Annotated in this window: 22 protein-coding genes and 1 tRNA gene; 10 read left to right on the top strand and 13 right to left on the bottom strand. The window is 68.0% G+C overall.

Annotation, left to right across the window (positions count from 1 at the left end):
- The first annotated feature begins 16 nt into the window (after window positions 1-16).
- Complete coding sequence (locus ACT9F5_RS13485; protein WP_445120477.1) at window positions 17-934, top strand: branched-chain amino acid transaminase; 918 nt, start codon at window positions 17-19, stop codon at window positions 932-934.
- Window positions 935-1,021: 87 nt separating this feature from the next.
- Here ACT9F5_RS13485 and ACT9F5_RS13480 read toward each other — a convergent pair whose 3' ends face one another.
- From ACT9F5_RS13480 to ACT9F5_RS13455, 6 genes are all read right to left on the bottom strand, one after another.
- Window positions 1,022-2,398: an ATP-binding protein gene (locus ACT9F5_RS13480; RefSeq protein WP_445120476.1), complete on the bottom strand. Its 1,377-nt coding sequence runs from the start codon at window positions 2,396-2,398 to the stop codon at window positions 1,022-1,024.
- Window positions 2,385-3,068 carry a response regulator gene (locus ACT9F5_RS13475; RefSeq protein ID WP_445120475.1) on the bottom strand — a complete coding sequence of 228 codons (684 nt, stop codon included), beginning with the start codon at window positions 3,066-3,068 and terminating at the stop codon, window positions 2,385-2,387. The genes ACT9F5_RS13480 and ACT9F5_RS13475 overlap by 14 nt, the downstream gene beginning before the upstream one ends.
- Window positions 3,069-3,458: 390 nt before the next feature.
- The gene (gene rimK, locus ACT9F5_RS13470) at window positions 3,459-4,385 is read right to left on the bottom strand and encodes a 30S ribosomal protein S6--L-glutamate ligase (RefSeq protein WP_445120474.1); all 927 of its coding nucleotides are present in this window, start codon (window positions 4,383-4,385) and stop codon (window positions 3,459-3,461) included.
- Window positions 4,382-4,870 (bottom strand): putative ATP-dependent zinc protease, encoded by a 489-nt coding sequence (locus tag ACT9F5_RS13465; protein ID WP_445120473.1) that lies wholly within the window; start codon window positions 4,868-4,870, stop codon window positions 4,382-4,384. The genes rimK and ACT9F5_RS13465 overlap by 4 nt, the downstream gene beginning before the upstream one ends.
- A gap of 61 nt (window positions 4,871-4,931) precedes the next feature.
- Window positions 4,932-5,005: transfer RNA gene (locus tag ACT9F5_RS13460), tRNA-Gly, on the bottom strand.
- Window positions 5,006-5,048: 43 nt separating this feature from the next.
- Window positions 5,049-6,881, bottom strand: coding sequence for an autotransporter domain-containing protein (locus ACT9F5_RS13455; RefSeq protein ID WP_445120552.1), 1,833 nt, complete (start codon window positions 6,879-6,881; stop codon window positions 5,049-5,051).
- 161 nt (window positions 6,882-7,042) lie between these two features.
- Here ACT9F5_RS13455 and thiS point away from each other — a divergent pair, with 161 nt between their 5' ends.
- From thiS to ACT9F5_RS13435, 4 genes are read left to right on the top strand one after another with little or no spacing between them, the layout of a single operon-like run.
- Entirely contained in the window at window positions 7,043-7,243 is a 201-nt protein-coding gene (gene thiS, locus ACT9F5_RS13450; RefSeq protein WP_445120472.1) for a sulfur carrier protein ThiS, read from the top strand.
- Between the two features lie 36 nt (window positions 7,244-7,279).
- The gene (locus tag ACT9F5_RS13445) at window positions 7,280-8,086 is read left to right on the top strand and encodes a thiazole synthase (protein ID WP_445120471.1); all 807 of its coding nucleotides are present in this window, start codon (window positions 7,280-7,282) and stop codon (window positions 8,084-8,086) included.
- Window positions 8,086-8,817, top strand: a complete 732-nt coding sequence (trmB, locus tag ACT9F5_RS13440) for a tRNA (guanosine(46)-N7)-methyltransferase TrmB (RefSeq protein ID WP_445120470.1) — start codon at window positions 8,086-8,088, stop codon at window positions 8,815-8,817. The genes ACT9F5_RS13445 and trmB overlap by 1 nt, the downstream gene beginning before the upstream one ends.
- A gap of 32 nt (window positions 8,818-8,849) precedes the next feature.
- Window positions 8,850-10,688, top strand: a complete 1,839-nt coding sequence (locus tag ACT9F5_RS13435) for an SLC13 family permease (RefSeq protein ID WP_445120469.1) — start codon at window positions 8,850-8,852, stop codon at window positions 10,686-10,688.
- Window positions 10,689-10,787: 99 nt separating this feature from the next.
- Here ACT9F5_RS13435 and ACT9F5_RS13430 read toward each other — a convergent pair whose 3' ends face one another.
- Window positions 10,788-11,138 carry a Rieske 2Fe-2S domain-containing protein gene (locus ACT9F5_RS13430; protein ID WP_445120468.1) on the bottom strand — a complete coding sequence of 117 codons (351 nt, stop codon included), beginning with the start codon at window positions 11,136-11,138 and terminating at the stop codon, window positions 10,788-10,790.
- 104 nt (window positions 11,139-11,242) lie between these two features.
- On the opposite strand from ACT9F5_RS13430, the gene ACT9F5_RS13425 reads away from it, so the two are divergent.
- The 4 genes from ACT9F5_RS13425 (at window position 11,243) to ACT9F5_RS13410 (ending at window position 14,308) form a co-directional block, all read left to right on the top strand.
- A complete protein-coding gene (locus ACT9F5_RS13425) occupies window positions 11,243-11,542 on the top strand; it encodes a hypothetical protein (protein WP_445120467.1) in 300 nt (99 codons plus the stop codon).
- Window positions 11,539-12,267 carry a fumarylacetoacetate hydrolase family protein gene (locus ACT9F5_RS13420; RefSeq protein ID WP_445120466.1) on the top strand — a complete coding sequence of 243 codons (729 nt, stop codon included), beginning with the start codon at window positions 11,539-11,541 and terminating at the stop codon, window positions 12,265-12,267. The genes ACT9F5_RS13425 and ACT9F5_RS13420 overlap by 4 nt, the downstream gene beginning before the upstream one ends.
- A gap of 60 nt (window positions 12,268-12,327) precedes the next feature.
- Window positions 12,328-12,747, top strand: coding sequence for a large conductance mechanosensitive channel protein MscL (gene mscL / locus ACT9F5_RS13415; RefSeq protein ID WP_445120465.1), 420 nt, complete (start codon window positions 12,328-12,330; stop codon window positions 12,745-12,747).
- 121 nt (window positions 12,748-12,868) lie between these two features.
- Window positions 12,869-14,308 carry a M28 family peptidase gene (locus ACT9F5_RS13410; RefSeq protein ID WP_445120464.1) on the top strand — a complete coding sequence of 480 codons (1,440 nt, stop codon included), beginning with the start codon at window positions 12,869-12,871 and terminating at the stop codon, window positions 14,306-14,308.
- Window positions 14,309-14,320: 12 nt separating this feature from the next.
- Here the strand turns inward: ACT9F5_RS13410 and ACT9F5_RS13405 are convergent, their stop codons facing one another.
- The 4 genes from ACT9F5_RS13405 to ACT9F5_RS13390 all read right to left on the bottom strand — a co-directional run bounded on the left by ACT9F5_RS13405 (window position 14,321) and on the right by ACT9F5_RS13390 (window position 20,987).
- Entirely contained in the window at window positions 14,321-15,157 is an 837-nt protein-coding gene (locus tag ACT9F5_RS13405; RefSeq protein WP_445120463.1) for a TrmH family RNA methyltransferase, read from the bottom strand.
- The gene (locus ACT9F5_RS13400; RefSeq protein WP_445120462.1) at window positions 15,147-16,643 is read right to left on the bottom strand and encodes an amino acid carrier protein; all 1,497 of its coding nucleotides are present in this window, start codon (window positions 16,641-16,643) and stop codon (window positions 15,147-15,149) included. The genes ACT9F5_RS13405 and ACT9F5_RS13400 overlap by 11 nt, the downstream gene beginning before the upstream one ends.
- 79 nt (window positions 16,644-16,722) lie before the next feature.
- On the bottom strand, window positions 16,723-19,848 hold the full coding sequence (locus ACT9F5_RS13395; RefSeq protein WP_445120461.1) for an efflux RND transporter permease subunit: 3,126 nt from the start codon (window positions 19,846-19,848) through the stop codon (window positions 16,723-16,725).
- Window positions 19,845-20,987, bottom strand: coding sequence for an efflux RND transporter periplasmic adaptor subunit (locus ACT9F5_RS13390; protein ID WP_445120460.1), 1,143 nt, complete (start codon window positions 20,985-20,987; stop codon window positions 19,845-19,847). The genes ACT9F5_RS13395 and ACT9F5_RS13390 overlap by 4 nt, the downstream gene beginning before the upstream one ends.
- Window positions 20,988-21,189: 202 nt before the next feature.
- Here ACT9F5_RS13390 and cysK point away from each other — a divergent pair, with 202 nt between their 5' ends.
- Window positions 21,190-22,146 carry a cysteine synthase A gene (cysK, locus tag ACT9F5_RS13385; RefSeq protein WP_445120459.1) on the top strand — a complete coding sequence of 319 codons (957 nt, stop codon included), beginning with the start codon at window positions 21,190-21,192 and terminating at the stop codon, window positions 22,144-22,146.
- Between the two features lie 124 nt (window positions 22,147-22,270).
- Here cysK and ACT9F5_RS13380 read toward each other — a convergent pair whose 3' ends face one another.
- Together ACT9F5_RS13380 and ACT9F5_RS13375 are read right to left on the bottom strand one after the other, a co-directional pair.
- A complete protein-coding gene (locus tag ACT9F5_RS13380) occupies window positions 22,271-23,278 on the bottom strand; it encodes a class I fructose-bisphosphate aldolase (RefSeq protein ID WP_445120458.1) in 1,008 nt (335 codons plus the stop codon).
- 68 nt (window positions 23,279-23,346) lie between these two features.
- Entirely contained in the window at window positions 23,347-24,222 is an 876-nt protein-coding gene (locus tag ACT9F5_RS13375) for an energy transducer TonB (protein ID WP_445120457.1), read from the bottom strand.
- Window positions 24,223-24,279: the final 57 nt, after the last annotated feature.

Below are 24,279 nucleotides of genomic sequence, written 5' to 3'. Positions count from 1 at the left end.
CTGCGGAAGCCCGACAATGCAATACCCCGAATGGATCTGGCACAACGGCGCGATCAAGCGTTGGGAAGAAGCCACCACCCACGTGATGTCGCACGCGTTGCACTATGGCTCATCGGTGTTCGAGGGCATCCGCAGCTACGAGACGCCCGACGGCCCGGCGATCTTCCGCCTGACCGACCACAACACCCGCCTCCTCGCTTCGGCCAGGATCTATGACATGCCGATGCCGTACGGCGTCGCCGAGATCAACGCGGCCTGCCGCGAAGTCATGCGCCGCAACGGGCTGGGCAAGGCCTACCTGCGGCCGTTCGCATTCCGCGGCCTCGGTGGCTTCGGACTGTCGGCCGACACTCCCGTCGACATGTCGGTGGCGGCATGGGAGATGGGCCCGTACCTCGGCGCAGGCGTGCTCGAGGCCGGTATCGACGCCTGCGTGTCGAGCTGGCAGCGGTTCGCGCCCAACACCATCCCGGCCGGCGCCAAGGCCGGCGGCAACTACCTGTCCGGACAGCTGGTCGCGCGCGAGGCCCGTCGGCTCGGTTTCGGCGAGGGCATCGCGCTGGCCTCGACCGGCCTGCTGTCGGAAGGTGCGGGCGAGAACCTGTTCCTGGTGTTCGACGGCGCCCTGCACACCACCCCGGTCAGCGCCGCGCTGCTCAACGGCATCACCCGCAACTCGATCATCCGGCTGGCGCGTGACGTCGGCATCGAAGTTGTCGAACGCGACCTGCCGCGCGAGTACCTGTACCTGTGCGACGAGTTGTTCATGTGCGGCACCGCCGCCGAGATCACCCCGATCCGTTCGGTCGACGGCCGCCAGGTCGGTGCCGGCAAGCCGGGACCGCTGACCCAGCGGATCCAGGAACTGTTCTTCGGCCTGTTCGACGGCAGCACGCCCGACAGGTACGGCTGGCTGGAGCCGCTGGACGCATAGGCAGCCCCGAATCCGTGTAGGACCGGCTTTGGCCGCGATCTGCAATCATTCGCTCGTACCGATTCCAGATCGCGGCTAAAGCCGCTCCTACAATGACGCGGATTCGGGTGCGTCGAACGTCAGCCTTGCCACCACGCCCTGCACTTCGCCGGGCGTGACCCGCACCTCCCAGCCGTACAGCGCGCACAACCGGCGCACGATCGACAGGCCGATGCCACCGCCCTGCGAGTGGCCGGCATGGGTGCCGCGGTAACCGCGCTCGAACAGCTTGGCGGCGTCCTCGGCGCTGAGTCCCGGCCCCGAATCGATCACCTCGACCGACCGCGGATGCAGGCGCACGATCACCTCGCCGCGGGTGGTGTACTTGACCGCGTTGCCGACCAGGTTGCCCAGCGCAACCGCGACCGCGGCCTCCGGGGCGTCGACGACCAGGCCGCGCTCGCCTTCCATCCGAAGTTCCAGCGGCTTGCCGGCGACCTGGGTGCGATGCACGTCGAGCAGCTGTTCGGCGACCTTCGCGACGTCGGTCGACCCATGCCCGCGTTCGTCGCGCGACAGCAACAGCAGCGCGCTGATCAGGTCGGTGCATTGCAGTTCGGCACGCTGGATGCGGTGCAGGCGGTTACGGGTTTTTTCGTCCACGCCAGGCCGCGCCAGCAGCAGTTCGACCGCGCCCCGGATCACCGCCAGTGGCGTGCGCAACTCATGACTTACATCGGCGTTGAACTCACGGTCGCGCTTGACCACCTCGGTCAGCCGTCCGGCGTAGTCGTCCAGCGCTTCGGCGAGCTGGCCAACCTCGTCGTTGGGAAAATGCGCCGCCAGGGACTCGGAATGTGCACTGCGGCCCGACCGCTTCAACCTTCTCGCCAGTTCGGATACCGGACTCATGACGCGCGATGCCGCCCACCACCCGACCAGCAGCGAGAAAGCGGTGAAGATAACCACCGAGGCATACAGCCAACGGTTCATCTTGCGCGCGCCTTCCGCCGAGCGGCCCATGTTGTATGCCAGGAAGAACCAGGCATCGGGCGTCTTCAGCGCGGCAACCCTGTACGCCAGCGAGCGATCGCGCTGATCGGTGCCGACGAAGGTCTCCACGACACCGCTGTCGATATATTCCCAACCGGGATAGTCAGCCCGCAACTTGGCAATTGCTGCCGGGTCGTTTGGATTCACCACGCGGCCGTACATCTGCTGGACCGCGAACGGGACATTCCGGTCGGGATTCTGGAAGTACTCGGCGGCGTAACTGTTGATGTTGCGGTTGAGCACGTCGACGACCAGTTGGTCTTCGACGTAATTGCGTGCGTAAATCGCTGCGAATGCGAACAGCGTAGTCAATCCGAACCCGAGCAGTACGAACGCCAGAATGATGCGGCTGCGCAGTTGCCGCCGGTAACGCATCCGGCGTCGCGGCCGCCCGGCCCGACCGGCCACCTCGACTGCCTCAGTTTCCGCCATCGAGCTCGGCGATCCGGTAACCGATGCCATGGCGGGTCTGGATCAGCTTGCTGTCGAACGGTTTGTCGACCACCGCGCGCAAGCCGTGGATGTGCACGCGCAACGAGTCCGAATCCGGCAACTCCTCGCCCCACACGCGGGTCTCCAGCTCCTGCCGGGTCACCACCGCGGGGCTCGCTTCCATCAGCGCCTGCAGGATCTTCAACGCGGTCGGGTTGAGCTGCAGCAGCTTGCCCTGGCGGCGCACTTCGAGGGTGTCGAGGTTGTACTCCAGGTCGGCGGCGTTGAGCACCCGGGTCTGCACCCCGCGGCCGCGCCGGGCCAACGCGTTGAGCCGGACCTCGACCTCCTGCAGCGCGAACGGCTTGATCAGATAGTCGTCGGCGCCGGAGTCGAACCCGGCCAGCTTGTTGTCGAGGCTGTCGCGTGCGGTCAGCATCAGCACCGGGGTCTGCTTGCGGGCCTCGTTGCGGAGCTTGCGGCAGACCTCCAGGCCATCCAGTCCGGGCAGGTTGAGGTCGAGCACGATCGCGTCGAAGTCATGGACCACCGCAAGGTGCAGGCCGGTGATGCCGTCGGCGGCGAAATCGACGGTATGGCCGCGATCTTCGAGGAAATCACCCAGATTCGCGGCGATGTCCTGGTTGTCTTCAATCACGAGTATGCGCATCGGACCTTCCTGTTGGTGGGGCTTTGACCGGCCTGGTGGAACCAGGTTCCCGGTCCGGCGATGGTTGCAAGCGCTGAACGGCGACCCCGACGAGGGATTCTGCCAGAGCGCGGACTCTTGCAAGCATGCCCTGTTCACGCGTGACGGGGTCGTCACCCGCGCATCGGATCGCGTGCAATAAAAAACCCAGGCGCGGAGCCACCGCGCCTGGGTCAAGGGTGTTGCCCCGATACCGTAACTCGCGGTGTCCATGCCGTTGACGCGTGTCGCTGACTCGCGCCAGGGCCGTGGAGCCGGGCAAAGCTGCGGTTTGGAGAAGCCTACGCAGGGACCGATTAAACCCTCGTTAATTGCCGTGTGAAGACCATGTTAAACCGTGGAGCCTTGGATTTAGTTGTTTTTTTTCAAAAACTTGCGGTCAGCGGCTTGCTTGGCGGCCCGCCGTTTATGACGCTCGGCGACGTAGGCGACGACCTCCCCCGCGACGTCCACCCCGCTGGCATCCTCGATGCCTTCCAGCCCCGGCGAGGCGTTGACCTCCAGCACCAGCGGACCGCGTCGCGAGCGGATCAGGTCGACACCGGCCACGCCCAGGCCAAGCACCCGCGCCGCACGGATCGCCGCGTCCTGCTCGGCCACGCTGGCCTTGGCGCCCCTGGCGCTGCCGCCACGATGCAGGTTGGAACGGAAATCGCCCTTCGGCGCCTGCCGCTTCATCGCCGCGACCACGCGGCCGCCGACCACGAAGCAGCGCAGGTCGGCGCCCTTGGCCTCCGGGATGAACTCCTGCACCAGGAACTGGGCGTAGAGGCCACGCAGCGCCTCGATCACGCCCTTCGAGGCCGACAGTTTTTCGGTCAACATCACCCCGGCGCCCTGGGTGCCTTCGTTGAGCTTGATCACATGCGGCGGCGGGCCAAGCATCGACAGCAGGTCGGCGGTGTCGTCGGGGTTGTCGCCGAACACCGTGGCCGGCAGCCCGATCCCCTGCGCGGCCAGCAACTGGTGGCTGCGCAGCTTGTCGCGCGCGCGCAGGATCGCGTCCGAAGAGTTGGGCGTGAAGCTGCCCATCAGCTCGAACTGGCGCAGCACCGCGGTGCCGTAGCGGGTGACCGACGCGCCGATGCGCGGGATCACCGCGTGGTAGCCGGAGATCGACTGGCCCTTGTAGCGCATCGCGAAGCCGTCGCTGTCGATGCGCATGTAGCAGCGCAGCGGATCGAGGCTGCGCACCGTATGGCCTTGCTCGCGCGCGGCCTCGACCAGGCGCCGGGTCGAGTACAGCTTGGTGTTGCGCGACAGGATGGCGAGCTTCATGGGCGTGGGGTCCGGGGGTCGGGGAGGTTGCCGGGGGCGCCGTCCGAAGCGGCGCGACAGTGCAGGAACGAGCGTGCGGGATCGACCGTGAAGACGCGGGCCATCGCACTGCGGCCGAGCAGCATCGGGAACAGCATGCCGCGCCTGTCGGTCAGGTTGATGTCGATATCGCGTTCGACCCCGGCCACCCGCAACGGCGTGCGCACGAACACCCGCAGGCTGGTATGGCCACCCGAATCGGTGACCTCGCGCTCGTCGATGATGGCCGCGGCGCACTCGATGGTGGCGGCGTTCTCGCCCGGCGTCAGGCGGAACCCGACCCAGCGCGCACCGCCCTCGACGAAACGCCATTGCGCGTCCACGTGCAGCGCCGAACTGCGCGCGCCACTGTCGACCTTGGCCCGGATCGCACGGATGCCGAGTCCGGGCAGGGCGACCCATTCACGCCAGCCCAGGACGATGGAGGGAGACGGTGGAACCGACATCGAAGCCTCCGGCAACCAAAAACGGCGGCCCCGTCCGTGAAGATCGAGGCCGCCGTGGATGTGGAGCGGGTGAAGGGAATCGAACCCTCGTCAGTAGCTTGGGAAGCTACAGCTCTACCATTGAGCTACACCCGCGTGCCGCAAAGTCTAAGGCAGTGGCGCTGGAACGGGAAGCAGGTCAGAAGCTGCTGCCGACGGTGGCGAACACGGTCGCATCGTGCCCGCCCGTGCGGCCGACGGTCAGGCTGCTGCCGAGGTTCGCATCCAGCCCGAACAACTGCGTACGCGCACCGAACATCAAGGTGCCGTAGCTGTCGTCGAACGCCACGCCCGGGACCGCGTAATCCGCCGTGCCCGGCATCGACTGCAGCCGCGCGAAGGCCTGTTCCGGGACGTCCTCGAACTCGCGATCCATGGTCGCCCGCGCATACGGCTGGAACGCACCCGCGTCCAGCCGCACCTGCCAGCCGACGCTGCCGATCATCGAGTCGAACGACTGCTCCGGATAGGCCAGCGAGGTCGACAGTTGCGGATCGCTTTCGGCGAATTCGTCGATCTCGATCTTCTGCGCCAGCAGCCCCAGCACCGGACCGTGGCGCAGCGCGCCGTCGCCGAACTCCCAGCCGCCGTTGACGCCGAAGCTGACGTTGCTGCCATCGACGTCGGCGCGATGCACGCGGGTCGCCTGGCCGAGGTTGGCGTTGCGCTCGATGTCGAAGCCGAGCTGGCTGTAGCTGGCCTGGGCGTTGACCCAGCCGCCGGCCTCGGAGGTCCAACCGAGGTAACCACCGATGCTGGCTTCGCTCTGGTCGAAGCTGCCGCCTCGGTTGCCCCAGTCGTGGCCCTGCTGGCCGTAGCCGCCGAACGCACCGTAGGTCAGCGCGCCGCTGCGCCAGTCGACGCCAACGGTCAGCGCCGGACCGACGCCGTCGTACACACGGCCGTGGTCGTAGCGCTGGAAGTCGCCGCGCACGTCTGCCCACCAGCGCATGCCATCGCCATCGGCGGGCACCGCCAGTTGCGCGGCGACGCGGTCGGCGCGCGCCCGGCCGGTGACCGAGGCGGAATTCATCAGCACCGCGACCTGGCGCGGCGCCTCCAGCACCGAGGCGGCGTAGTCGGCGATCACCTCGTGGGCGGCGCCGGAGGGGTGCACGCCATCCGCGAAGGCATAGCTGGTCGCGGCGTCGGGGGAAACATATGTATTGGGGTTGCAGGTCAGCGACTGCGCGGTGATCTGTGGCTGGCAGGCGGTGCCGGTGATGTTGCTGAAGCCGAACGCCCCGGGATTGGCCACGACCTCCTGGAACAGGTGGAAGGTATCGAGCGGAATCACCCGCAGCCCGGCTTGGGCGAAGGCGCCGAACAGCGCATCGTTGTAGGCCGCCGACAACTGGGTCGCGGCTCCCTGCGCCGCCGGGCCCTGGGCGCGGAAGCCCGGGGTCAGGCCGATGTCGGGGATGGTCGGGACCAGGATGTATTCGGCGCCGGCCGCCTTCAACGTGCCGACCACGCCGACCTGCGCCGCCACCGCGCCGCCGATCACCGGCGCCGGATCGCCGCCGGCGCCCGCCGTTGCAACCGCGGCGAACACGTCGTTGTTGCCGCCCCACACCGTATACAGCGCGTTCGGGTCGGCGACGCCGCCGGTGGCCGACAGGTAGTTGGCGACCTGGGTCGCCATCGATGGCGTCGGGCCGAGGTCACCGACCACGTCGGTCCCCGAGCGGGCACCGCCGACGGCGTAATTGGTACCGCCCTGGTTGTCGGAGGTGGCGTCGGTGCCGTAGAAGTCGGCCAGGTACTCGGACCAGACCAGCCACGGGTTGGTGGTGAACTTGCCGACCAGCATGGCCTCCGGGCCCGCGACCTGGACCAGGGTCGGGCGGAAATGGCCGGAGTCGGTCAGGCTGTCCCCGAAGAACACCGTCTGCGAGTACGGATGGTCGTTTGACGCTGCCCCGGCCTGGGCGAAGGCCGGTGCGGCCGCCAATGCGAGGGCGGCGGCCAGGATGGTGCGGACGGGTTTCATCATCGAAAGCTCCTGCAGCGAAGGGGACGGCGCGACATACGCCAATGGACGGACGCATCGAAACACGCACGCCGGTCGCAGGCAAGGCACCGAAGTCATGGCCACTGGCCCCGTCGTGCCGGACACGGGACAATGGCCGCATGGACATCACGCTCAACGGCGAGCCCCGCGTGCTCGCAGCACCCACCACCGTCACCGCGCTGCTGCAGGCCGAAGGGCTGGGCGAACGCCGGGTCGCAGTCGAGGTCAACGGCACCATCGTCCCGCGCAGCCGGCATGGCGAGCATCCGCTGGCGGATGGCGACACGGTCGAGATCGTGCACGCGCTGGGCGGCGGCTGAGCGGCCGCGCGGGCGCAGCGATGCGATAATCGCCGGATGAACGCTCCCCACGCCCCCCACACCGCTTCCGAACCGCTGCTGATCGCCGGCAAGAGCTACACCTCCCGCCTGCTGACCGGCACCGGCAAATTCAAGGATCTCGACGAGACCGGCCGCGCCACCGAGGCCGCCGGCAGCGAGATCGTCACCGTCGCCATCCGTCGCAGCAACATCGGCCAGAACCCCGGTGAGCCGAACCTGCTCGACGTGTTGCCGCCGGACCGCTACACAATCCTTCCCAATACCGCCGGCTGCTATACCGCCGAGGAAGCCGTGCGCACCTGCCGGCTCGCACGCGAGCTGCTCGACGGCCATCAGCTGGTCAAGCTCGAAGTGCTCGGCGACCAGCGCACCCTCTTCCCCGACGTCGTGCAGACCCTCGCCGCCGCCGAAACGCTGGTGAAGGACGGTTTCGAGGTGATGGTCTACACCTCCGACGACCCGCTGCTGGCCAAGCGACTGGAGGAGATCGGCTGCGTCGCGGTGATGCCGCTGGCCGCGCCGATCGGCTCGGGGCTGGGCATCCAGAACAAGTGGAACCTGGTCGAGATCGTCGAGAACGCCAAGGTGCCGATCATCGTCGATGCCGGCGTCGGCACCGCATCGGACGCCGCGATCGCGATGGAGCTGGGTTGCGACGGCGTGCTGATGAACACCGCGATCGCCGGCGCGAAAGACCCTGTGCTGATGGCGCACGCGATGAAACTGGCGATCGAGGCCGGCCGTGCCGCGTTCAGGGCCGGCCGGATCCCGCGCAAGCGGTTTGCCAGCGCGTCGTCGCCGGTGGACGGACTGATCGGCTGATGTCCGACAGCGAGGCCCCGAAGAAGACCGCGCCGCCCAAGCCCTTCACGGTCACCGAGGGCCATCGCCAGATCCGCAGCTTCGTGCTGCGCCAGGGCCGCTTCAGCCCGGCGCAACAGCGCGCGTTCGACCAGCAGTGGTCGCGCTTCGGCATCGACTACACAGGCCAGCCACGCGATTTCGACACCGTATTCGGTCGCAGCGCGCCGCGCGTGCTCGAGATCGGCTTCGGCAACGGCGAGGCGCTGCGCTTCGCCGGGCAGCACGACAGGGATCGCGACCTGATCGGCATCGAGGTCCATGCGCCCGGCGTCGGCCGCCTGCTCAACGCGCTGGCCGCCGATGACGCCCGCAACGTGCGGGTCTACCACCACGACGCGGTCGAGGTACTGGCCAACGAGGTCGCCGACGCCAGCCTCGACGAGATCCGCATCTACTTCCCCGACCCGTGGCACAAGAAGCGCCACAACAAGCGGCGGCTGGTGCAACCGGCGTTCGCCGCGCTGCTGGTGCGCAAGCTCGCGGCCGGCGGCCGCTTGCACCTCGCGACCGATTGGCACGACTATGCGGAGCAGATGTGGGACGTGCTCGACGCGACCGATGGCATCGTCAACCGCGCCGGGGAGCGCGGCTCGGTACCGCGGCCGGACTGGCGCCCGCAGACGCATTTCGAGACCCGCGGCCAGAAGCTCGGCCACGGGGTATGGGATCTCCTTTACGACCGCAGTTGAAAAGTCGCTGACCCAAGGTTGCCCGGCCCGGCATGGACACCGCACTGACGCTCACCACCGACATGAAGCTCGTCCTCGGGCTGGTGGGCTTCACGATGGCGATGTTCCTGTTCGAGCGCATCCGCGCCGACGTGGTCGCCCTCGTCGTGCTGGTACTGCTCGGCCTGTCCGGGCTGGTCGCGCCCGACCAGATCTTCAATGGCTTCTCGTCCAACGCGGTGATGAGCATCATCGCCACGATGATCCTCGGCGCCGGGCTCGACCGCACCGGCGCGCTCAACCGCCTGGCGGCCTGGTTGCTGCGGCGCGCCCACGGGGTCGAGTCGCGGTTGATGCTGCTGACCGGCGCGGTGGCCGGCCTCAACTCCTCGATCATGCAGAACCCGTCGGTGATGGCGCTGTACCTGCCGGTCGCCTCGCGCCTGTCGTCGCGCACCGGGTTGTCACTGCCGCGCATGCTGCTGCCGATCGCGATCGCGATCGTGATGGGCGGCACCCTGACGATGGTCGGCAACTCGCCGCTGATCCTGCTCAACGACCTGCTGCTGTCGGCCAACAGCAACCTGCCGTCGGGCGTGGCGATGCTGGAGCCGTTGCAGATGTTCGCGCCGATGCCGATCGGCTTGGCACTGCTGGTGGCGGCGCTGGCCTACTTCCACTTCTTCGGCGACCGGCTGCGGCGCGAGGAGGACGGCAAGGGCGCGACCCCGGCGCGCACCCAGAGCTACTTCGCCAATGCCTACGGCATCGAGGGTGATGTCTACGAGCTGACCGTCACCGCCGACAGCCCGCTGGTCGGCATGTCGCTGGGCGAGGCCGAAACCCTGCACGGCGCGCCACTGGTCCTCGCCCTCAAGACCAAGGACGAGTCACGACTGTCGCCGCCGGCCGATGCGCGGATCTGGGTCGGCAGCGTGATCGGCGCGATGGGCTCGAAGCAGGAGGTCGGCGACTTCGCCCAGAACCAGATGCTGCGCATGAGTTCGCGACTGCGCAATTTCGGCGACCTGTTCAACCCGAGCCGCGCCGGCATTTCCGAGGCGGTGGTCCCGGCGACTTCCAAGTTCATCGGCAAGACCGCCCGCGACCTGCAGCTGCGACGGTCGATGGGCCTGAGCCTGCTGGCGATCAACCGCGACAAGAAGGTCATGCGCGAGGACGCCCGCGACGTCGCCCTGCGCGCCGGCGACATGCTGGTGCTGCACAGCATCTGGACCGAGCTGGCCGACGCCGCCAAGGGCAAGGACCTGGTGGTGGTGACCGACTACCCGAAGGGCGAGCAGCGTCCGCACAAGCTGAAGATCGCGCTGGGTATCTTCGCGGTGTCGCTGCTGCTGGCACTGTCGTCGCGCCTGCCGGTGTCGATCGCATTGATGACGGGCGTCGCCGGCATGCTGATCGCCGGCGTGATCCACATCGACGAGGCCTACTCGGCGATCAACTGGAAGACGGTGTTCCTGATGGCCTGCCTGATCCCGCTGGGCTGGGCGATGGACTCCAGCGGCGCGGCCTCGTGGGTGGCCGGCAACAGCGTGGAGCAACTTCCGGACGGCACCCCGGCGTGGCTGTTGCAGTTGGCATTGGGCCTGCTGACCACATTGTTCTCGCTGGTCATCAGCCATGTCGGCGCGACCATCGTGATGGTGCCGCTGGCGGTCAACCTGGCGCTGGCGGTGGGTGGCGACCCGACGGCGTTCGCGCTGATCACGGCGTTGTCGGCGTCCAACAACTTCATGACCGCATCGAATCCGGTGATCTCGATGATCACCGGTCCGGCCGGCTACACCGGCAAGGAGTTGTGGCGGGTCGGCGGGCCGTTGTCGTTGATCTACACCGTGATCGCGGTGCTGATGGTCAACCTGCTGTTTTGAATGACGGGCTTTGTGCAGGAGCGACGTAAGTCGCGAACGCCTCGCCATCCGGGATCGCCGTGCGATCGCGACTTACCGGCGGCAGCAAGCTGCCGCCACTCATACGACAACACCTTCGCTCTTCAGCCAGACGGCGCCGTCGCGGACTTCGAGCGCCACCGCGCGCAACGATTCGCCGCGGCACGGGCCGGCCAGGCATTCACCCTGCAGCAGTTCGAAACTGGCGCCATGCGCGGCGCACACCAGCAGCCCGTCCTTGCTCTTGAGGAACTGCCCGGGCGCCCAGTCGAGCCGTCGTCCAGCGTGCGGGCAGACGTTCAACCACGCGCGGACCTCGTCGCCCTGGCGATGCAGCACCAGCGATTCGGCGTCGCCGTCGAGGGTCGCTTCCACCTCGGCAAACGCGCCGTCGGCAATCTGCTCCAGGGTGATCAATGGGGCTTGGGTCATGAACGAAGTGGCCGTTTGCTTAACGAAGTTCTCACAACTGTGCGGCGGCCTGCACCGATACTCTCGTGTCCGGCTTTCCGCCGCATTGTGCCATGACGTACCGAATGACCGCCCAGACGTTCCGCTTCCACAGCCATCAGTTCCAGTCACGCGTGCGCTCCGCGTTCGAGCCACGCAAACCGCGCCATCGCCTGCTGCGTTTCGCAGTCGGACTGGTCGGGCTGGCGCTGATCGTATTGCTGGTGATGTTCGGAGTGGTGGTCGGCGCGGCGATGCTGATCGCTGGACTGGCATACAAACTGTGGCACGGTCGCGGCAAGCCGATCGCGGCGCATCGTGCGGCCGATCCCCGTGTAGTCGACGGCGAATACCGCGTGGTCGAAAAGCCCGCGATCGACCGTTGACCGACGTCATCGCGGCACCGCCGCAACCGCGCATTCCCATAGGGTCCACCGACGGCGCCACCTTCCCGGTGCGGCGCATCCATTGCGTCGGTCGCAATTTCGCCGAGCATGCCCGCGAGATGGGCGCCGCAGCACCTGCCTCGAAGGCATCGCGCGGCAATCCCGTGTTCTTCTGCAAGCCCGCCGACGCGCTGGTCGTCGACGGGGTGGTGCCCTACCCGCGCGGCACCACCGAGCTGCACCACGAAATCGAACTGGTCGTCGCACTCGGTGCCGACGCGCCGCCGGGCCTGCTTGATCCGGCCCACGCCGAAGCGCTGGTGTTCGGCTACGCCGTCGGGCTCGACCTGACCCGTCGCGACCTGCAAGCCGCCGCCAAGGCAAAGGGCCTGCCGTGGGATACCGGCAAGGCCTTCGATGATTCCGCGCCGGTAAGCCGGCTGGTTCCGGCCGCAGAATGTGGCGACATTTCCACACGCTCGCTGACCCTGGAAATCAACGGAGAAGTCCGCCAGCACGGAAAACTGGCCGACCTGATCTGGGACGTACCCGAGATCCTGCATGAGCTTTCGAAGCTCTACGCGCTGCGCGCCGGCGACCTGGTGTTCATGGGTACGCCAGCCGGCGTTGGCCCACTGCAGCCGGGCGACCGCTTCCGCGCCAGCCTCGACGGCGTGGTCGAATTCGATGGCCGGATCGTTACCGGCGATTCCGACGCCGGCTGATGCGGTAGTCTTCAAGCGCTACAGACAACCCGCTTCTCTCATCACGACGGAGATATCGACATGAGCATGGTCAGCGAGTTCAAGGCATTCATCGCGCGCGGCAATGTCCTCGACCTGGCGGTCGCGGTGATCATCGCGGCGGCGTTCGGCAAAATCGTCACCGCGCTGGTCGACGGCATCATCATGCCGATCGTCGGCATGGTGATGGGCGGGGTCGATTTTTCGCAGTTGTTCGTGTCGCTGGATGGCAACGATTACGCCAACCTCGCCGCCGCGCAGGAAGCCGCGGCGCCGGTGATCACCTATGGCGCCTTCATCCAGACCATCATCGACTTCCTGCTGATCGCGTTCGTGATCTTCATGATCATCAAGGCCTACAACCGCATGATCAAGAAGGAAGAGGCCGCACCGGCGCCGCCTGCCGAAGAGATCCTGCTGCTGCGCGAGATCCGCGATTCTCTGAAGCGCCCCGGCGTCTGACCGCCCTGAAGTGCCAAGCGCGGCACAGCGCCGCGTGACTTGAGGCACGCCAACACGAAGCCGCGAGTTGATACGCTCGCGGCTTCGTCGTTTTCAGGGCCGTGGCCCCGCAGGAGATCCGATGCGCCTTCCGTTGCTGCTGGGTACCACCCTGGCCACTTCCCTGGTTGTCACCTCGCTAGGCTTTGCCGGCACGCTGCATGCCGCGCCGAAGGACACCACCATCCCCGCGTCCGCGATCGATACCGCGGCCGACCTGCGCGAGACCGCGCTGGCCAGCGACCTCGGCTACCGGATCACCGAGTCGCTGACCACCGAGGTCGGCCAGCGCCTGGCCGGCAGCGAGGCCGACGCGCGAGCCGTGGCATGGGCCGAGGCCAAGTTCGAGGCTTTGGGCTACGACAAGGTCTGGACCGAGCCGGTGACGTTCCCGAAGTGGGAGCGCCGCAGCGAGAGCGCCCACGTGCTCGGTCCGCATTCGCAGGCGCTGGCGATTACCGCACTGGGCGGCAGCCCGGGCGGCACCGTCACCGGCGAGGTCGTGCGCTTCGCCGACCTGGCCGCGCTGGAAGCCGCGCCGGCCGGTTCGCTGGCCGGCAAGATCGCCTTCATCGACTACAAGATGGAGCGCGCCCGTGACGGCGCCGGCTACGGCCCGGGCTCGCGCACGCGCTCGGGCGGCCCCTCGGCGGCGATCCGCGCCGGTGCGATCGGCTACGTGATGCGTTCGGCCGGTACCGATTCGCACCGCAACCCGCATACCGGCATCACCCGCTTCGACGACGGCCTGACCCCGATCCCGTCGGCCGCCCTCGCCGTGCCCGACGCCGACCAGCTGGCGCGACTGCTCGCGCTGGGCAAGCCGGTGCAACTGGAGGTCGCGCTCGACTGCGGCTGGAACGGTGAAGCGACCTCGTACAACGTCATCGGCGAGATCACCGGCAGCAGCAAGCCCGACGAAGTGGTGGTGATCGGCGGACACCTGGATTCCTGGGACCTCGGCACCGGCGCGATCGACGACGGCGCCGGCGTCGGCCTGACCATGGCCGCCGGCAAGCTGATCGGCGACCTGCCGACCGCCCCCGCCCGCACCATCCGGGTCATCGCGTTCGCCAACGAGGAACAGGGCCTGCACGGTGGCCGGGCCTACGCCAATGCCCACGTCGGCCAGATCGAGCAACACCAGATCGCCGCCGAGAGCGATTTCGGTGCCGGCCGCATCTACGCCTTCGACACCTCCGCGCCCGACTACGCCAAGGCCGCTGCGGCACAGATCGCAGAGGCGCTGGCGCCACTCGGCATCGCCTACACCCCGGGCGAAGGCGGCCCCGGCCCGGACATCAGCCCGTTCGCCGGCAAGGGCATGGCCTGGGCGGCGCTGCGACAGGACGGCACCGACTACTTCGACCTGCACCACACCCCGGACGACACCTTCGACAAGATCGACCCGGCCGCGCTGGCGCAGAACGTGGCCGCCTACGCGGTGTTCGCCTACCTGGCCGCCTCGGCCGATGGTGACTTCGGCAGCGAGCTGAAGCAGGTCACGCCGCCGTCGGAATGACCGGGCCGACTATCACCGCCGCCACGCCGCCAGCAGTACCGCGGTGGCGGCGGCGACGTTGAGGCTTTCCACCGCGCCGCTGCCGGGAATCGAGAGCCGCAGGTCGCAATCGGCGACGAGGCCGCGGTCCATGCCTTCGCCCTCGGCACCGAGGACGTAGACCAGCCGTTCGGGCAAGGTGGTAGCGAACAGGTCGTCGCCGCCGTCGACCACCGTGGCGGCGAGGTTGAAGCCGGCCTCGCGCAACCGCGCCGATGACGCTGCGTTGTCGTCGAGGCGTACCGTCGGCACCGCTTCCGCGCCGCCCTCCGCAACACGTGCCGCCGCGCCGGACAGCGCCAGCGTCGAGTCACGTGGCAACAGGATTGCGGCGACGCCGAAATGCGCGGCCGAACGCAGGATCGCCCCGAGGTTGTGCGGGTTTCCGACGCCGTCCAGCCAGATTGCGCATTGCGGCCCGGACGGCAACGCGTCCAGCCAGTCGGCCAGCGCCTGCGGCGGCTCCCGCAACACGTCGGCCACCACGCCTTCGTGATGGGAGCTGGCGGCAAGCTTGCGCAGGTCCTCATCTTCGACCACCCGATAGCCCACGCGGTTGGCCGCGCACCATTTCAGCAACGGCTGCAGCACCGCGATGCGGGCCTCGCTCAGGTACAGCTTCCTGATCGCGTCGGGCCTACGGCGGAACACCGCGGACACGGCGTTGACACCGTACAGCCGCAGCTCGCGCGCCGACGATCCTGCAGCGACGGGCGGGCCACCGGCCCCGGACCGCGGAACGGATTCCCGCGGCGGTGGCCGGCTGCCGGAACGCCGGTCCCGCCCGCTGGCCCAGGGATCAACGGCCATCGCCACCGGTCCGCGGCAGGTCGGGTTCGGGCAGGTCGGGCTCAAGCCCGGCATCGCGCTGCTCCCAGTACAGCGCGTTGCGGATGCCCAGCGCGCGCGGGTCGAATTCGTAGTCGGCGACCTTGGCCTTCTTCTGCCGCTCGTAGTCGCGCAACGCGGCCAGCGCCGGCTTCTGCAGGATCACGATCGCGATCAGGTTGAGCCACGCCATCAGCCCGACGCCGATGTCGCCCAGCGCCCAGGCGCCGCCGGTGGTGCGCAGCACGCCGACGAACACCGCACCAATGATGGTCAGCCGCAGCAGCAGGACCAGCCACGGCCGGTGCACCTTGCGGTTGATGTAGGTGACGTTGGTCTCGGCCATGTAGTAGTAGGCCACCACGGTGGTGAACACGAAGAACAGCAGCGCCACCGCCACGAAGCCCGCGCCCCAGCCGGGGAACACGCTGTCGACCGCCGCCTGCGAGAAGTCGGGGCCGGCCACCGCGCCCTCCAGCCCCTGGAACAGGAAGCCGCCGCCGGGGTTGGCGACGTTGTACATGCCGGTGCCGAGGATCATGAACGCGGTCGCGCTGCACACCAGAAGCGTATCGACGTAGACCGAGAACGCCTGCACGAAGCCCTGCTGAGCCGGATGCTGGACCTCGGCCGCCGCCGCCGCGTGCGGGCCGGTGCCCTGCCCGGCCTCGTTGGAGTAGATGCCGCGCTTGACGCCCCATTCAATCGCCAGGCCGAGCATCGCACCGAAACCCGCGTGCACGCCGAACGCGCTCTCGAAGATCAGCGCGAACATGTCGGCCACGTTCTCCGGGTTCAGCACCATGATCACGAACGCGACCAGGATGTAGGCCACCGCCATGAACGGCACCACCACCTCGGCGAAGGTGGCGATGCGCTTGACCCCGCCGAAGATGATCAGCGCCAGCGCGACCGCGATGACCGACGCGATCAGCAGCGGCGGCAGGCCGAAGGCGTTCGCCATGCCGGTCGCCAGGGTGTTGACCTGCACCACCGGCAGCAGGAAGCCGCAGGCGATGATGGTGACGATGGCGAACAGCCACGCGTACCACTTCTGCCCCATCGCCTTTTCGATGTAGTACGCCGGGCCGCCGCGGTAGCGTCCCTGCGGGTCCTTCTCCTTGTAGATCTGCGCCAGGGTGCACTCGATGTACGAGGTCGAGGCGCCGAGGAACGCCATCACCCACATCCAGAACACCGCGCCCGGACCACCGAACGCGATCGCGGTGGCGACGCCGGCGATGTTGCCGGTGCCGACGCGCCCGGCCAGCGACATCGCCAGCGCCTGGAACGACGACACGCCGGCGGTCGATGACTTGTTGTTGAGCATCAGCCGGAGCATCTCCGGCACGCCGCGCACCTGCATGAAGCGGGTGCGGAACGAGAAGTACAGACCCAGGCCGAGACACAGCGCGACCAGCGCCATGCTCCAGATGATGTCGTTGAGCGAGGTGATCAGGGCTTCCACGGGGCGGTATTCCTCGGAGCGGGCAACAAGACCCGCACCTTAACCGGATTTTCCGCCCCGCACGCGTCCCCTGCCCGACTCAGGCGTGGCCACCGGCCTGCGGCGTCTGCGACTCCAGTTTCTCCAGCTCGTTGCCGACCGCATGCGGCGAGCGCGTGTAGCGCGCCAGCAGCACGTAGAACGCCGGCACCACGAACAGCGACAGCAGGGTCGAGAACAGCACGCCGAAGATCACCACCACGCCGATGGTGCTGCGGCTGGCCGAACCGGGCCCACCAGCCGCGACCAGCGGTACCGCACCCATCGCGGTGGCGATCGAGGTCATCAGGATCGGCCGCAGGCGCACGCCGGCCGACTCGACGATCGCCTGGTGGATGCTGCGGCCCTCGTCGCGCAACTGGTTGGCGAACTCGACGATCAGGATGCCGTTCTTCGCCGCCAGTCCGACCAGCATCACGATGCCGATCTGGCTGAACAGGTTGAGCGTGCCGCCCGTGAGTGCGAGCCCGATCAACGCACCGAGCACGCCCAGCGGCACCGTCAGCATGATCACGAACGGATGGATGAAGCTCTCGAACTGCGCCGCCAGCACCAGATACACCACCAGCAGCGCCAGGGTGAAGGTCAGCAGCACCGCGCCGCCGGCCTTCTGGTACTCGCGCGACTCGCCTTTCCAGTCGACCTGTGCGTGTTCGGGCAACTCGGTGCGGACGGTGTCCTGCAGGAAGGCCAGTGCCTCGCCCATGGTGTAGCCCGGCGCCAGCCCGGCGGTGATGGTGATCGCGCGCAGGCGGTTGAAGCGGTTTAGGCTGCCGGCCTCGGCCAGCTCGCTCAGGGTGACCAGGTTGGACAGCGGCACCAGTTCGCCACTGCTGGAACGCACCTCGATCGCGGACAGGTCGGCCGGCGCCGAGCGGTTGTCGCGCTCGGCCTGCACGATCACGTCGTATTCCTCGCCGTCCTGCACGAAGGTGGTGACGCGCCGGCTGCCCATCATCGTCTCCAGCGCGTGGCCGATGTCGGTCACGCTGACGCCCAGGTCGGCGGCGCGCTGGCGGTTGATCTGCACCCGCATCTGCGGCCGCGTTTCCTTGTAGTCGGAATCAACCGAGAACAGGCCCGGGTTGGCTTCCATCTTCTCGATCATGATGTCGCGCCACTTCGCGATCTCGGAGTACTCCGGACCGCCGAGCACGATCTGGATCGGCTGGCCGCGGCTGCCGACCAGGCCGCCACCGACGCGCGGGTTGGCGCGTACGCCGGTCAGGTCATTGAGGTCGTTGCGCAGCGATTCGGCGACCTCGCTGGTGTCCTGCTCGCGCTTGTTCCAATCCTGCAGGAACACGATGACGTTGCCGGTATGCATCTCCTCGCTCGCGCCCCAGCCACCGGGCACGCGGGTGTTGTAGCGACGGATCGCCCGGTCTTCGCCACTGTGCTCGGCAAATACTTTCTCGACCTGCTTGATCTGCTCGACCGTGTAGTCGAAGCCGGCGCCCTCGGGACCGACGATCGAGACGAAGAACGCGCCGCGATCCTCGGCCGGCGCCAGCTCCGACGGCACCCACTTCATCAACCCGTAGCTCAGCATCACCGCGCCCAGCATCAGCGCGGCGAACAGCCAGTGGCGGTCGACCGTGCGCTCCAGCAGGCGCCGGTAACGCATGCCGACCCGGTCGAGCGTGCGGTTGATCCAGCGATGTGCGCGGTTGCTCTTTTCCTCGCTGTGCGGACGCACCAGCTTGGACGACATCATCGGGGTCAGGGTCAGCGCGACGAATGCCGACAATGCGACCGCGCCGGCCAGCGCCACCGACAACTCGCGGAACAGGCGGCCGGTGTTGCCCTCCATGAAGCCGACCGGCAGGAACACCGCGACCAGCACCGTGGTGGTCGCGATCACCGCGAACGCCACCTGCTTTGTGCCGCGCGAGGCCGCCACCAGTTTCGGCTCGCCGAGGTCGGCGCGGCGCTGGATGTTCTCCAGCACGACGATCGCGTCATCGACCACCAGCCCGATCGACAGCACCAGCGCAAGCAGGGTCAGCAGGTTGATCGAGTAACCGAATGCGTACAGCGGGATGAACGCGGCGACCAGGCACACCGGCACCGTCAGCGCCGGGATCAACGCCGCCCGGAAGCTGCCCAGGAACAGCCAGATCACCACCAACACCAGCGCCATCGCTTCGGCGAGCGTCCAGTAAACGCGCTTGATCGACGCATCGATGAACACGGTGTCGTCGAACGCGACGAAGATTTCCATGCCTTCGGGCAGGGTCTTCTGGATCTCCTCGGCCTCCGCGCGCGCCGCGCGGGTCACGTCCAGCGCGTTGGCGGTGGAAGTCTTGACGATGCCCAGGCCGATGTTCGGCTGGCCGTTGCTCTGGTAGTAGGCGCGGCGCTCGGCCGATGCCAGTTCGACCCGGGCGACATCGCCCAGGCGCACCACGTAGCCGCCCTCGCCCTGCGCCAGCGGGATCTCGGCGAAGTCCGACGGCTCCTGGTATTCGCGCGCCACGCGCAGGGTGAAGTCGCGGGTCTCGGATTCGATCCGGCCGGCGGGCAGCTCGACGTTCTCGGCGCGCAATGCGTCCTCGACATCGCGCACGCTGATGTCGCGCGCGGCCATCGCCGCGCTGTCGAGCCAGATCCGCATCGCGTAGCGCTGGCGCCCGCCGATCCGGACCTGCGACACGCCGTCGAGGCTGGACAGGCGGTCGACGATGTAGCGGTCGGCATAGTCCGACAGCTGCAGGGTGTCCATCGAGGTCGAGCTCATGTTGAGCCAGATCACCGTGTCCGAATCGCTGTCGGCCTTCTCGACCTCGGGCGGGTCGGCCTCGTCGGGCATGCGGTCGGCGACGTCGCTGACCGCGTCGCGGACATCGTTGGCCGCGGCCTCGATGTCGCGCTCCAGGGTGAACTCCATGGTCACCGACGAACGTCCGTTGACGCTGCGCGACTGGATGGTCTCGATCCCCTCGATGCCCGACAACGCGTCTTCGAGCACCTGGGTGACCCGGGTTTCGACCACGGCCGCGGAGGCACCGGGGTAGCTGACGTCGACCGAAACGATCGGCGGGTCGATCGCCGGCAGCTCGCGCAGGGTCAGGCGCGAGAACGCCATCACGCCGAGCACCATCAACAGGAGGCTGATGACGGTGGCGAATACCGGGCGTCGGATCGAGAGTTCGGAGATGCTCATTCCGCGGTCGGCTCCACTACGGCTGGAGTTGCCGGCTGGGTGTCGACCGCTTCGTCATCGCCCGCTTGCCGACCAGCCGTGTCGGCGTCCGTCGCTGCGGCCACGCGGATCTTCTCGCCGGCGCGCAGCTTGCCGGTGCCGTCGACCACGACCCGGTCACCCGCTTCCAGCCCGGCAATGACCTCGGCAAAGCCGCCGCGGCGCCCGCCCACCTCGATGTCGGCGCGCTCCACGGTGTCGTCATCACGGACCCGGAACACATACGAACTGTTGCCGACCTGCACGATCGAAATCTCGGGCACCACCAGCGCCTGCCGCTCCGGCCGCATCAGGGTCACCTGCAGCAACATGCCGGGACGCAGCGCGCGGTCGGCGTTGGCGAAGTCGCCGCGGACGGTGACCGCGCGGGTGACCGGGTCGATCCGCGAGTCGACCGTGCCGACGGTGCCGCTGAACTCGCGGCCCGGCCACGCGGCGCTGGTCGCGGTCAGAACCTGGCCGGCGGCAAGGTGCGACAGGCTGGCTTCGGGTACCGGGAAATCGACGTATACGCGCGCGGTGTCGTCGAGCGTGGCGATCGCGGTGCCCGGCGTCACCAGGGTGCCGGGACTGACCTGGCGCAACCCGAGCACGCCGGCGAACGGCGCACGGATCACCCGGTCGGAGAGCTGGGCCTGGATCTGCGCGACCCGGGCATTGGCGGCGTCGCGGGTGGCACGCTGCGTATCGAGCGAGGCGCGGGCGATCAGTTGCTGTCCCGCGAGCTCGGCCTGGCGGCGATACAGGCGGTCGGCTTCCTTGGCGTTGGCCTGGGCCTCGGCCAGCGAGGCGCGCTGCTGGCGTCCGCTGAGGGTGACCAGCGGGGCGCCGGCCTTGACCACGTCGCCGCTCTCGAAGTGCACGTCCTCGACGGTCTCGCTGACCTTGGCGGTGACCGTGACCGACTCGCGTGCCTTGACCGTGCCCAGCGCCTGCACGGTGTCGTTCCACGGGCGCATCAGCGCCGGCTCGATGGTCACCGCGGTCGCGCTGGCACCCGACTCCGGTGCGGCGGCGCCGTCGCCACCGCATGCCGCCAGCGTCAGCGCCATCGCGGTCAGGAAAGCGAGGGCGGCTATGGGACGGGTCGGGATTTGCATGCGGGATCGGGGCCGGGAACAGGAAGGGGGCAATAGTAGTCGCGGGCAGGTAACGCCCGAGTGGGCCAAAGGTTGACCGCGGCGCACGACGACCGATCCGGCAAAACCCGTGCCAGCGGAAATCGTCCGGATCACCGGTGCCGCCTGCCGGCTGTGGCACTCTTCGATGGACGCACTACCTCCCCCCACAGGAGCCCATTCCATGATCCATGACAGCATCGTCGACACGATCGGCCGCACCCCGGTCGTGCGCCTCAACCGGCTGGCGCCGGCCAACGTCACCGTCTACGCAAAGGCGGAGTCATTCAATCCCGGCGGATCGGTCAAGGACCGGCTGGCGCTGGCGATCATCCTCGACGCCGAGGCGCGCGGGCTGCTCAAGCCCGGCGACACCGTGGTCGAGGCGACATCGGGCAACACCGGCGTGGCGCTGGCGATGGTCTGCGCGGCGCGCGGCTACAAGTTCGTCGCGGTGATGACCGAGACCTTCTCGATCGAGCGCCGCAAGCTGATGCGGGCGTACGGCGCCAAGGTGATCCTCACCGCCGCGGCCGAACGCGGCACCGGCATGGTCAAGCGCGCCGGGGAGCTCGCGGCCAAGCATGGCTGGTTCCTCGCCAGCCAGTTCGAAAACCCGGCGAACCCGGCCTACCACCGCCAGACCACCGCGGCGGAAATCCTGCAGGACTTCGCCGGGCGCCGCCTCGACCATTTCGTCAGCGGCTGGGGCACCGGCGGCACCCTGACCGGGGTCGGCGAAGTGTTGCGGGTCGCCCGCCCCGGGGTACGGATCACCGCCTGCGAACCGGCGGGGGCGTCGTTGCTGGCCGGCAAGGAATGGCAGCCGCACAAGATCCAGGGCTGGACGCCCGATTTCGTGCCGGGAGTGCTCAACCGCGAAGTCACCGACACGATCCTGCCGATCGACGACGTGCTGGCCCGCGATACCGCGCGCCGGCTGGCGGCCGAGGAAGGCATCTTCGTCGGCATCTCCGCCGGTGCCACCGTGGCCGCCGCGCTGCAGGTGGCGAAAGGCGCCGACGACGGCGCGGTGATCCTGGCGATGCTGCCCGATACCGGCGAGCGCTACCTGAGCACCTTCCTGCTGGAAGGCGTCAACGAGGGATCCGATGACGACTGGCTGGCGAGTCTGGGTTGAGGAACAAGCACCGGGGCCCGGCCCGACCCGCTCCTACAAGAGCAAGACGTCCGCTCGGTCCACATCACGCCATAAGAAAACGCCGGCGCAAGGCCGGCGTTTTCTGACGAACGGAAGAAGCCGCTTACGCCGCCTTCCACTGCCCCAGCGCCGCCAGGCCATTGTCGCGGGCACGCGCGAACACGGTCTCCTGCGCCTTGCCGACGTTGGCGGCGATGTCCTGCGACCACAGCTTCAGCGCCGCCGACTGCATCGCGCGGCCGTAGGAGAAGCTCAGCGGCCACGGGTTCGGGCCCATGCGGTTCATCGCGTCCAGGTGGGCGGTCGCGTCGTGGTCGGACTGGCCGCCCGACAGGAACACGATGCCCGGCAGGGTCGCCGGCACGGTCGACTTCAACACCTGCAGGGTCGCCGCGGCGACGTCCTCGACACTGGCCTTGTCGCTGCTGGTGGTGCCCGGCAGGACCATCGAGGCCTTGAGGATGGTGCCTTCCAGCATCACGTTGTGCTCGTACAGCGAGGCGAACAGCGAACGCAGGGTGACCTCGGAGACCTCGAAGCACTCGTCGATGTCGTGGCCGCCGTCCATGATCACTTCCGGCTCGACCATCGGCACCAGGCCCTGTTCCTGGCACAGCGCCGCGTAGCGGGCCAGCGCGTGTGCGTTGGCATCGATGCAGGTGCCCGAGGGGATGGTCTCGCCGATGTTGATCACCGCACGCCACTTGGCGAAGCGGGCGCCGAGCTTGTAGTACTCCTCCAGCCGCGCGCGCAGGCCGTCGAGGCCCTCGGTCACCACCTCGCCCGGGAACCCGGCCAGCGCGTGGGTGCCCTTGTCGACCTTGATGCCCGGGATGATGCCGTTGTCGTTCATGAGCTTGGTGAACGGCACGCCGTCCCTAGTCGACTGGCGCAGGGTCTCGTCGAACAGGATCGCACCGGAGATGTGCTCGCCCAGCTTCGGCGTCGACAGCAGCATTTCGCGGTAGGCGCGGCGGTTCTCCTCCGTGCACTCGACGCCGACGCCGTCGAAACGCTTCTTGATGGTCGCGTTCGACTCGTCGATCGCGATGATGCCCTTGCCCGCGGCAACCATGGCCTGGGCGGTTTCGGCAAGCTGTTCGATGCTCATTTTTGGGACGTCCTGCGGGGATCGGTGGGAAACCTTGGATTATAGCCTCCGTACCCGTGCCCTGGCTTTCAGGACGGCTCTGGCAACCCCGGCACTTCCTGCACCATGACTTCAGGCGACAGCTCCTCGCATGGCGGCGCAGAACCCCCATCTATCGCGAAATCCACCGGCACCTGCATGAACTGCGGCATTCGCCGGAGGTTGATGGGGCTGGGGGAGTAAGTCCAGCTGGCAGCGGCAACCAGGCTCGCGTCCTCGAACATCGTGCGTTGCGGCTTGGGCGCTTCGAAACTTCTGGACGATACGACCTTGAACTGGCTGGTCCTGCCGTCACTGCCGACCACGAAGCCCACGACAACGCAGGCGCTGTACCCGGCGCGAACCGCTGCCGACGGATATCCGGGGGGCTCGAATCGGGAGCTCAACCACAAATCCGGGCTGTCTTCATCGGGCAGGGCCACCCGGTCGCCATGGAGTTCGGTCGCCTTGTCCACAGGGATGGCATTGCGCTCGCCCCAAGCGGCCAGGTCGTCCACTCGGCACGACTCGCGGAGCGTTTCAACCTGCGCGCGACTGCTCTCACCCCCCGCTAAATCGACCGTATGCATGACGTAGCCCGGCATCGGCTTGCCTTTCCCGGCGAAGCGGAACCGCCAGGTTCGCGCAGCCTCGATCGCCGCTTCCGAAAAACGCCTCCGCTGCGCTTCAGTCACCCAGCCATTGAAGGCCCCCTGGAGCACCATCGGTTGCACCACGCTGCCGTCCTTCAACACGCCCATGCCGAGGACGACGCAGCCGACCCCCTTGCCGTCGATGCCGTCCGGCAATCCTGGCGTCGAGTGCATGGCGAGTTTCCAGTCAGCGTTGCGACTTTGCGCGCCGACGGTGCCACAGACCATCGCCAAGGCCAGTGACGCTGCTGCCACGGTCGTGCGTACTTTCATCCCTGCCCCCTTTTCCTGCGCGGTAGCTCCGCCCTGCAGGTTGATTCAAGACCCCTG

The sequence above is a fragment of the Lysobacter sp. F6437 genome (genome assembly GCF_052547215.1).
Note: the sequence above shows the minus strand (reverse complement) of the source record. Positions and strands in the feature narration are given on the sequence as shown.

Excerpts from the sequence above, each read along its gene's own strand:
- ACT9F5_RS13485 (WP_445120477.1), top strand. The coding sequence starts at position 17 with ATGCAATACCCCGAATGGATCTGGCACAACGGCGCGATCAAGCGTTGG.
- ACT9F5_RS13480 (WP_445120476.1), bottom strand. The coding sequence starts at position 2,398 with ATGGCGGAAACTGAGGCAGTCGAGGTGGCCGGTCGGGCCGGGCGGCCG.
- ACT9F5_RS13475 (WP_445120475.1), bottom strand. The coding sequence starts at position 3,068 with ATGCGCATACTCGTGATTGAAGACAACCAGGACATCGCCGCGAATCTG.
- rimK (WP_445120474.1), bottom strand. The coding sequence starts at position 4,385 with ATGAAGCTCGCCATCCTGTCGCGCAACACCAAGCTGTACTCGACCCGG.
- ACT9F5_RS13465 (WP_445120473.1), bottom strand. The coding sequence starts at position 4,870 with ATGTCGGTTCCACCGTCTCCCTCCATCGTCCTGGGCTGGCGTGAATGG.
- thiS (WP_445120472.1), top strand. The coding sequence starts at position 7,043 with ATGGACATCACGCTCAACGGCGAGCCCCGCGTGCTCGCAGCACCCACC.
- ACT9F5_RS13445 (WP_445120471.1), top strand. The coding sequence starts at position 7,280 with ATGAACGCTCCCCACGCCCCCCACACCGCTTCCGAACCGCTGCTGATC.
- trmB (WP_445120470.1), top strand. The coding sequence starts at position 8,086 with ATGTCCGACAGCGAGGCCCCGAAGAAGACCGCGCCGCCCAAGCCCTTC.
- ACT9F5_RS13435 (WP_445120469.1), top strand. The coding sequence starts at position 8,850 with ATGGACACCGCACTGACGCTCACCACCGACATGAAGCTCGTCCTCGGG.
- ACT9F5_RS13430 (WP_445120468.1), bottom strand. The coding sequence starts at position 11,138 with ATGACCCAAGCCCCATTGATCACCCTGGAGCAGATTGCCGACGGCGCG.
- ACT9F5_RS13425 (WP_445120467.1), top strand. The coding sequence starts at position 11,243 with ATGACCGCCCAGACGTTCCGCTTCCACAGCCATCAGTTCCAGTCACGC.
- mscL (WP_445120465.1), top strand. The coding sequence starts at position 12,328 with ATGAGCATGGTCAGCGAGTTCAAGGCATTCATCGCGCGCGGCAATGTC.
- ACT9F5_RS13410 (WP_445120464.1), top strand. The coding sequence starts at position 12,869 with ATGCGCCTTCCGTTGCTGCTGGGTACCACCCTGGCCACTTCCCTGGTT.
- ACT9F5_RS13405 (WP_445120463.1), bottom strand. The coding sequence starts at position 15,157 with ATGGCCGTTGATCCCTGGGCCAGCGGGCGGGACCGGCGTTCCGGCAGC.
- ACT9F5_RS13395 (WP_445120461.1), bottom strand. The coding sequence starts at position 19,848 with ATGAGCATCTCCGAACTCTCGATCCGACGCCCGGTATTCGCCACCGTC.
- ACT9F5_RS13390 (WP_445120460.1), bottom strand. The coding sequence starts at position 20,987 with ATGCAAATCCCGACCCGTCCCATAGCCGCCCTCGCTTTCCTGACCGCG.
- cysK (WP_445120459.1), top strand. The coding sequence starts at position 21,190 with ATGATCCATGACAGCATCGTCGACACGATCGGCCGCACCCCGGTCGTG.
- ACT9F5_RS13380 (WP_445120458.1), bottom strand. The coding sequence starts at position 23,278 with ATGAGCATCGAACAGCTTGCCGAAACCGCCCAGGCCATGGTTGCCGCG.
- ACT9F5_RS13375 (WP_445120457.1), bottom strand. The coding sequence starts at position 24,222 with ATGAAAGTACGCACGACCGTGGCAGCAGCGTCACTGGCCTTGGCGATG.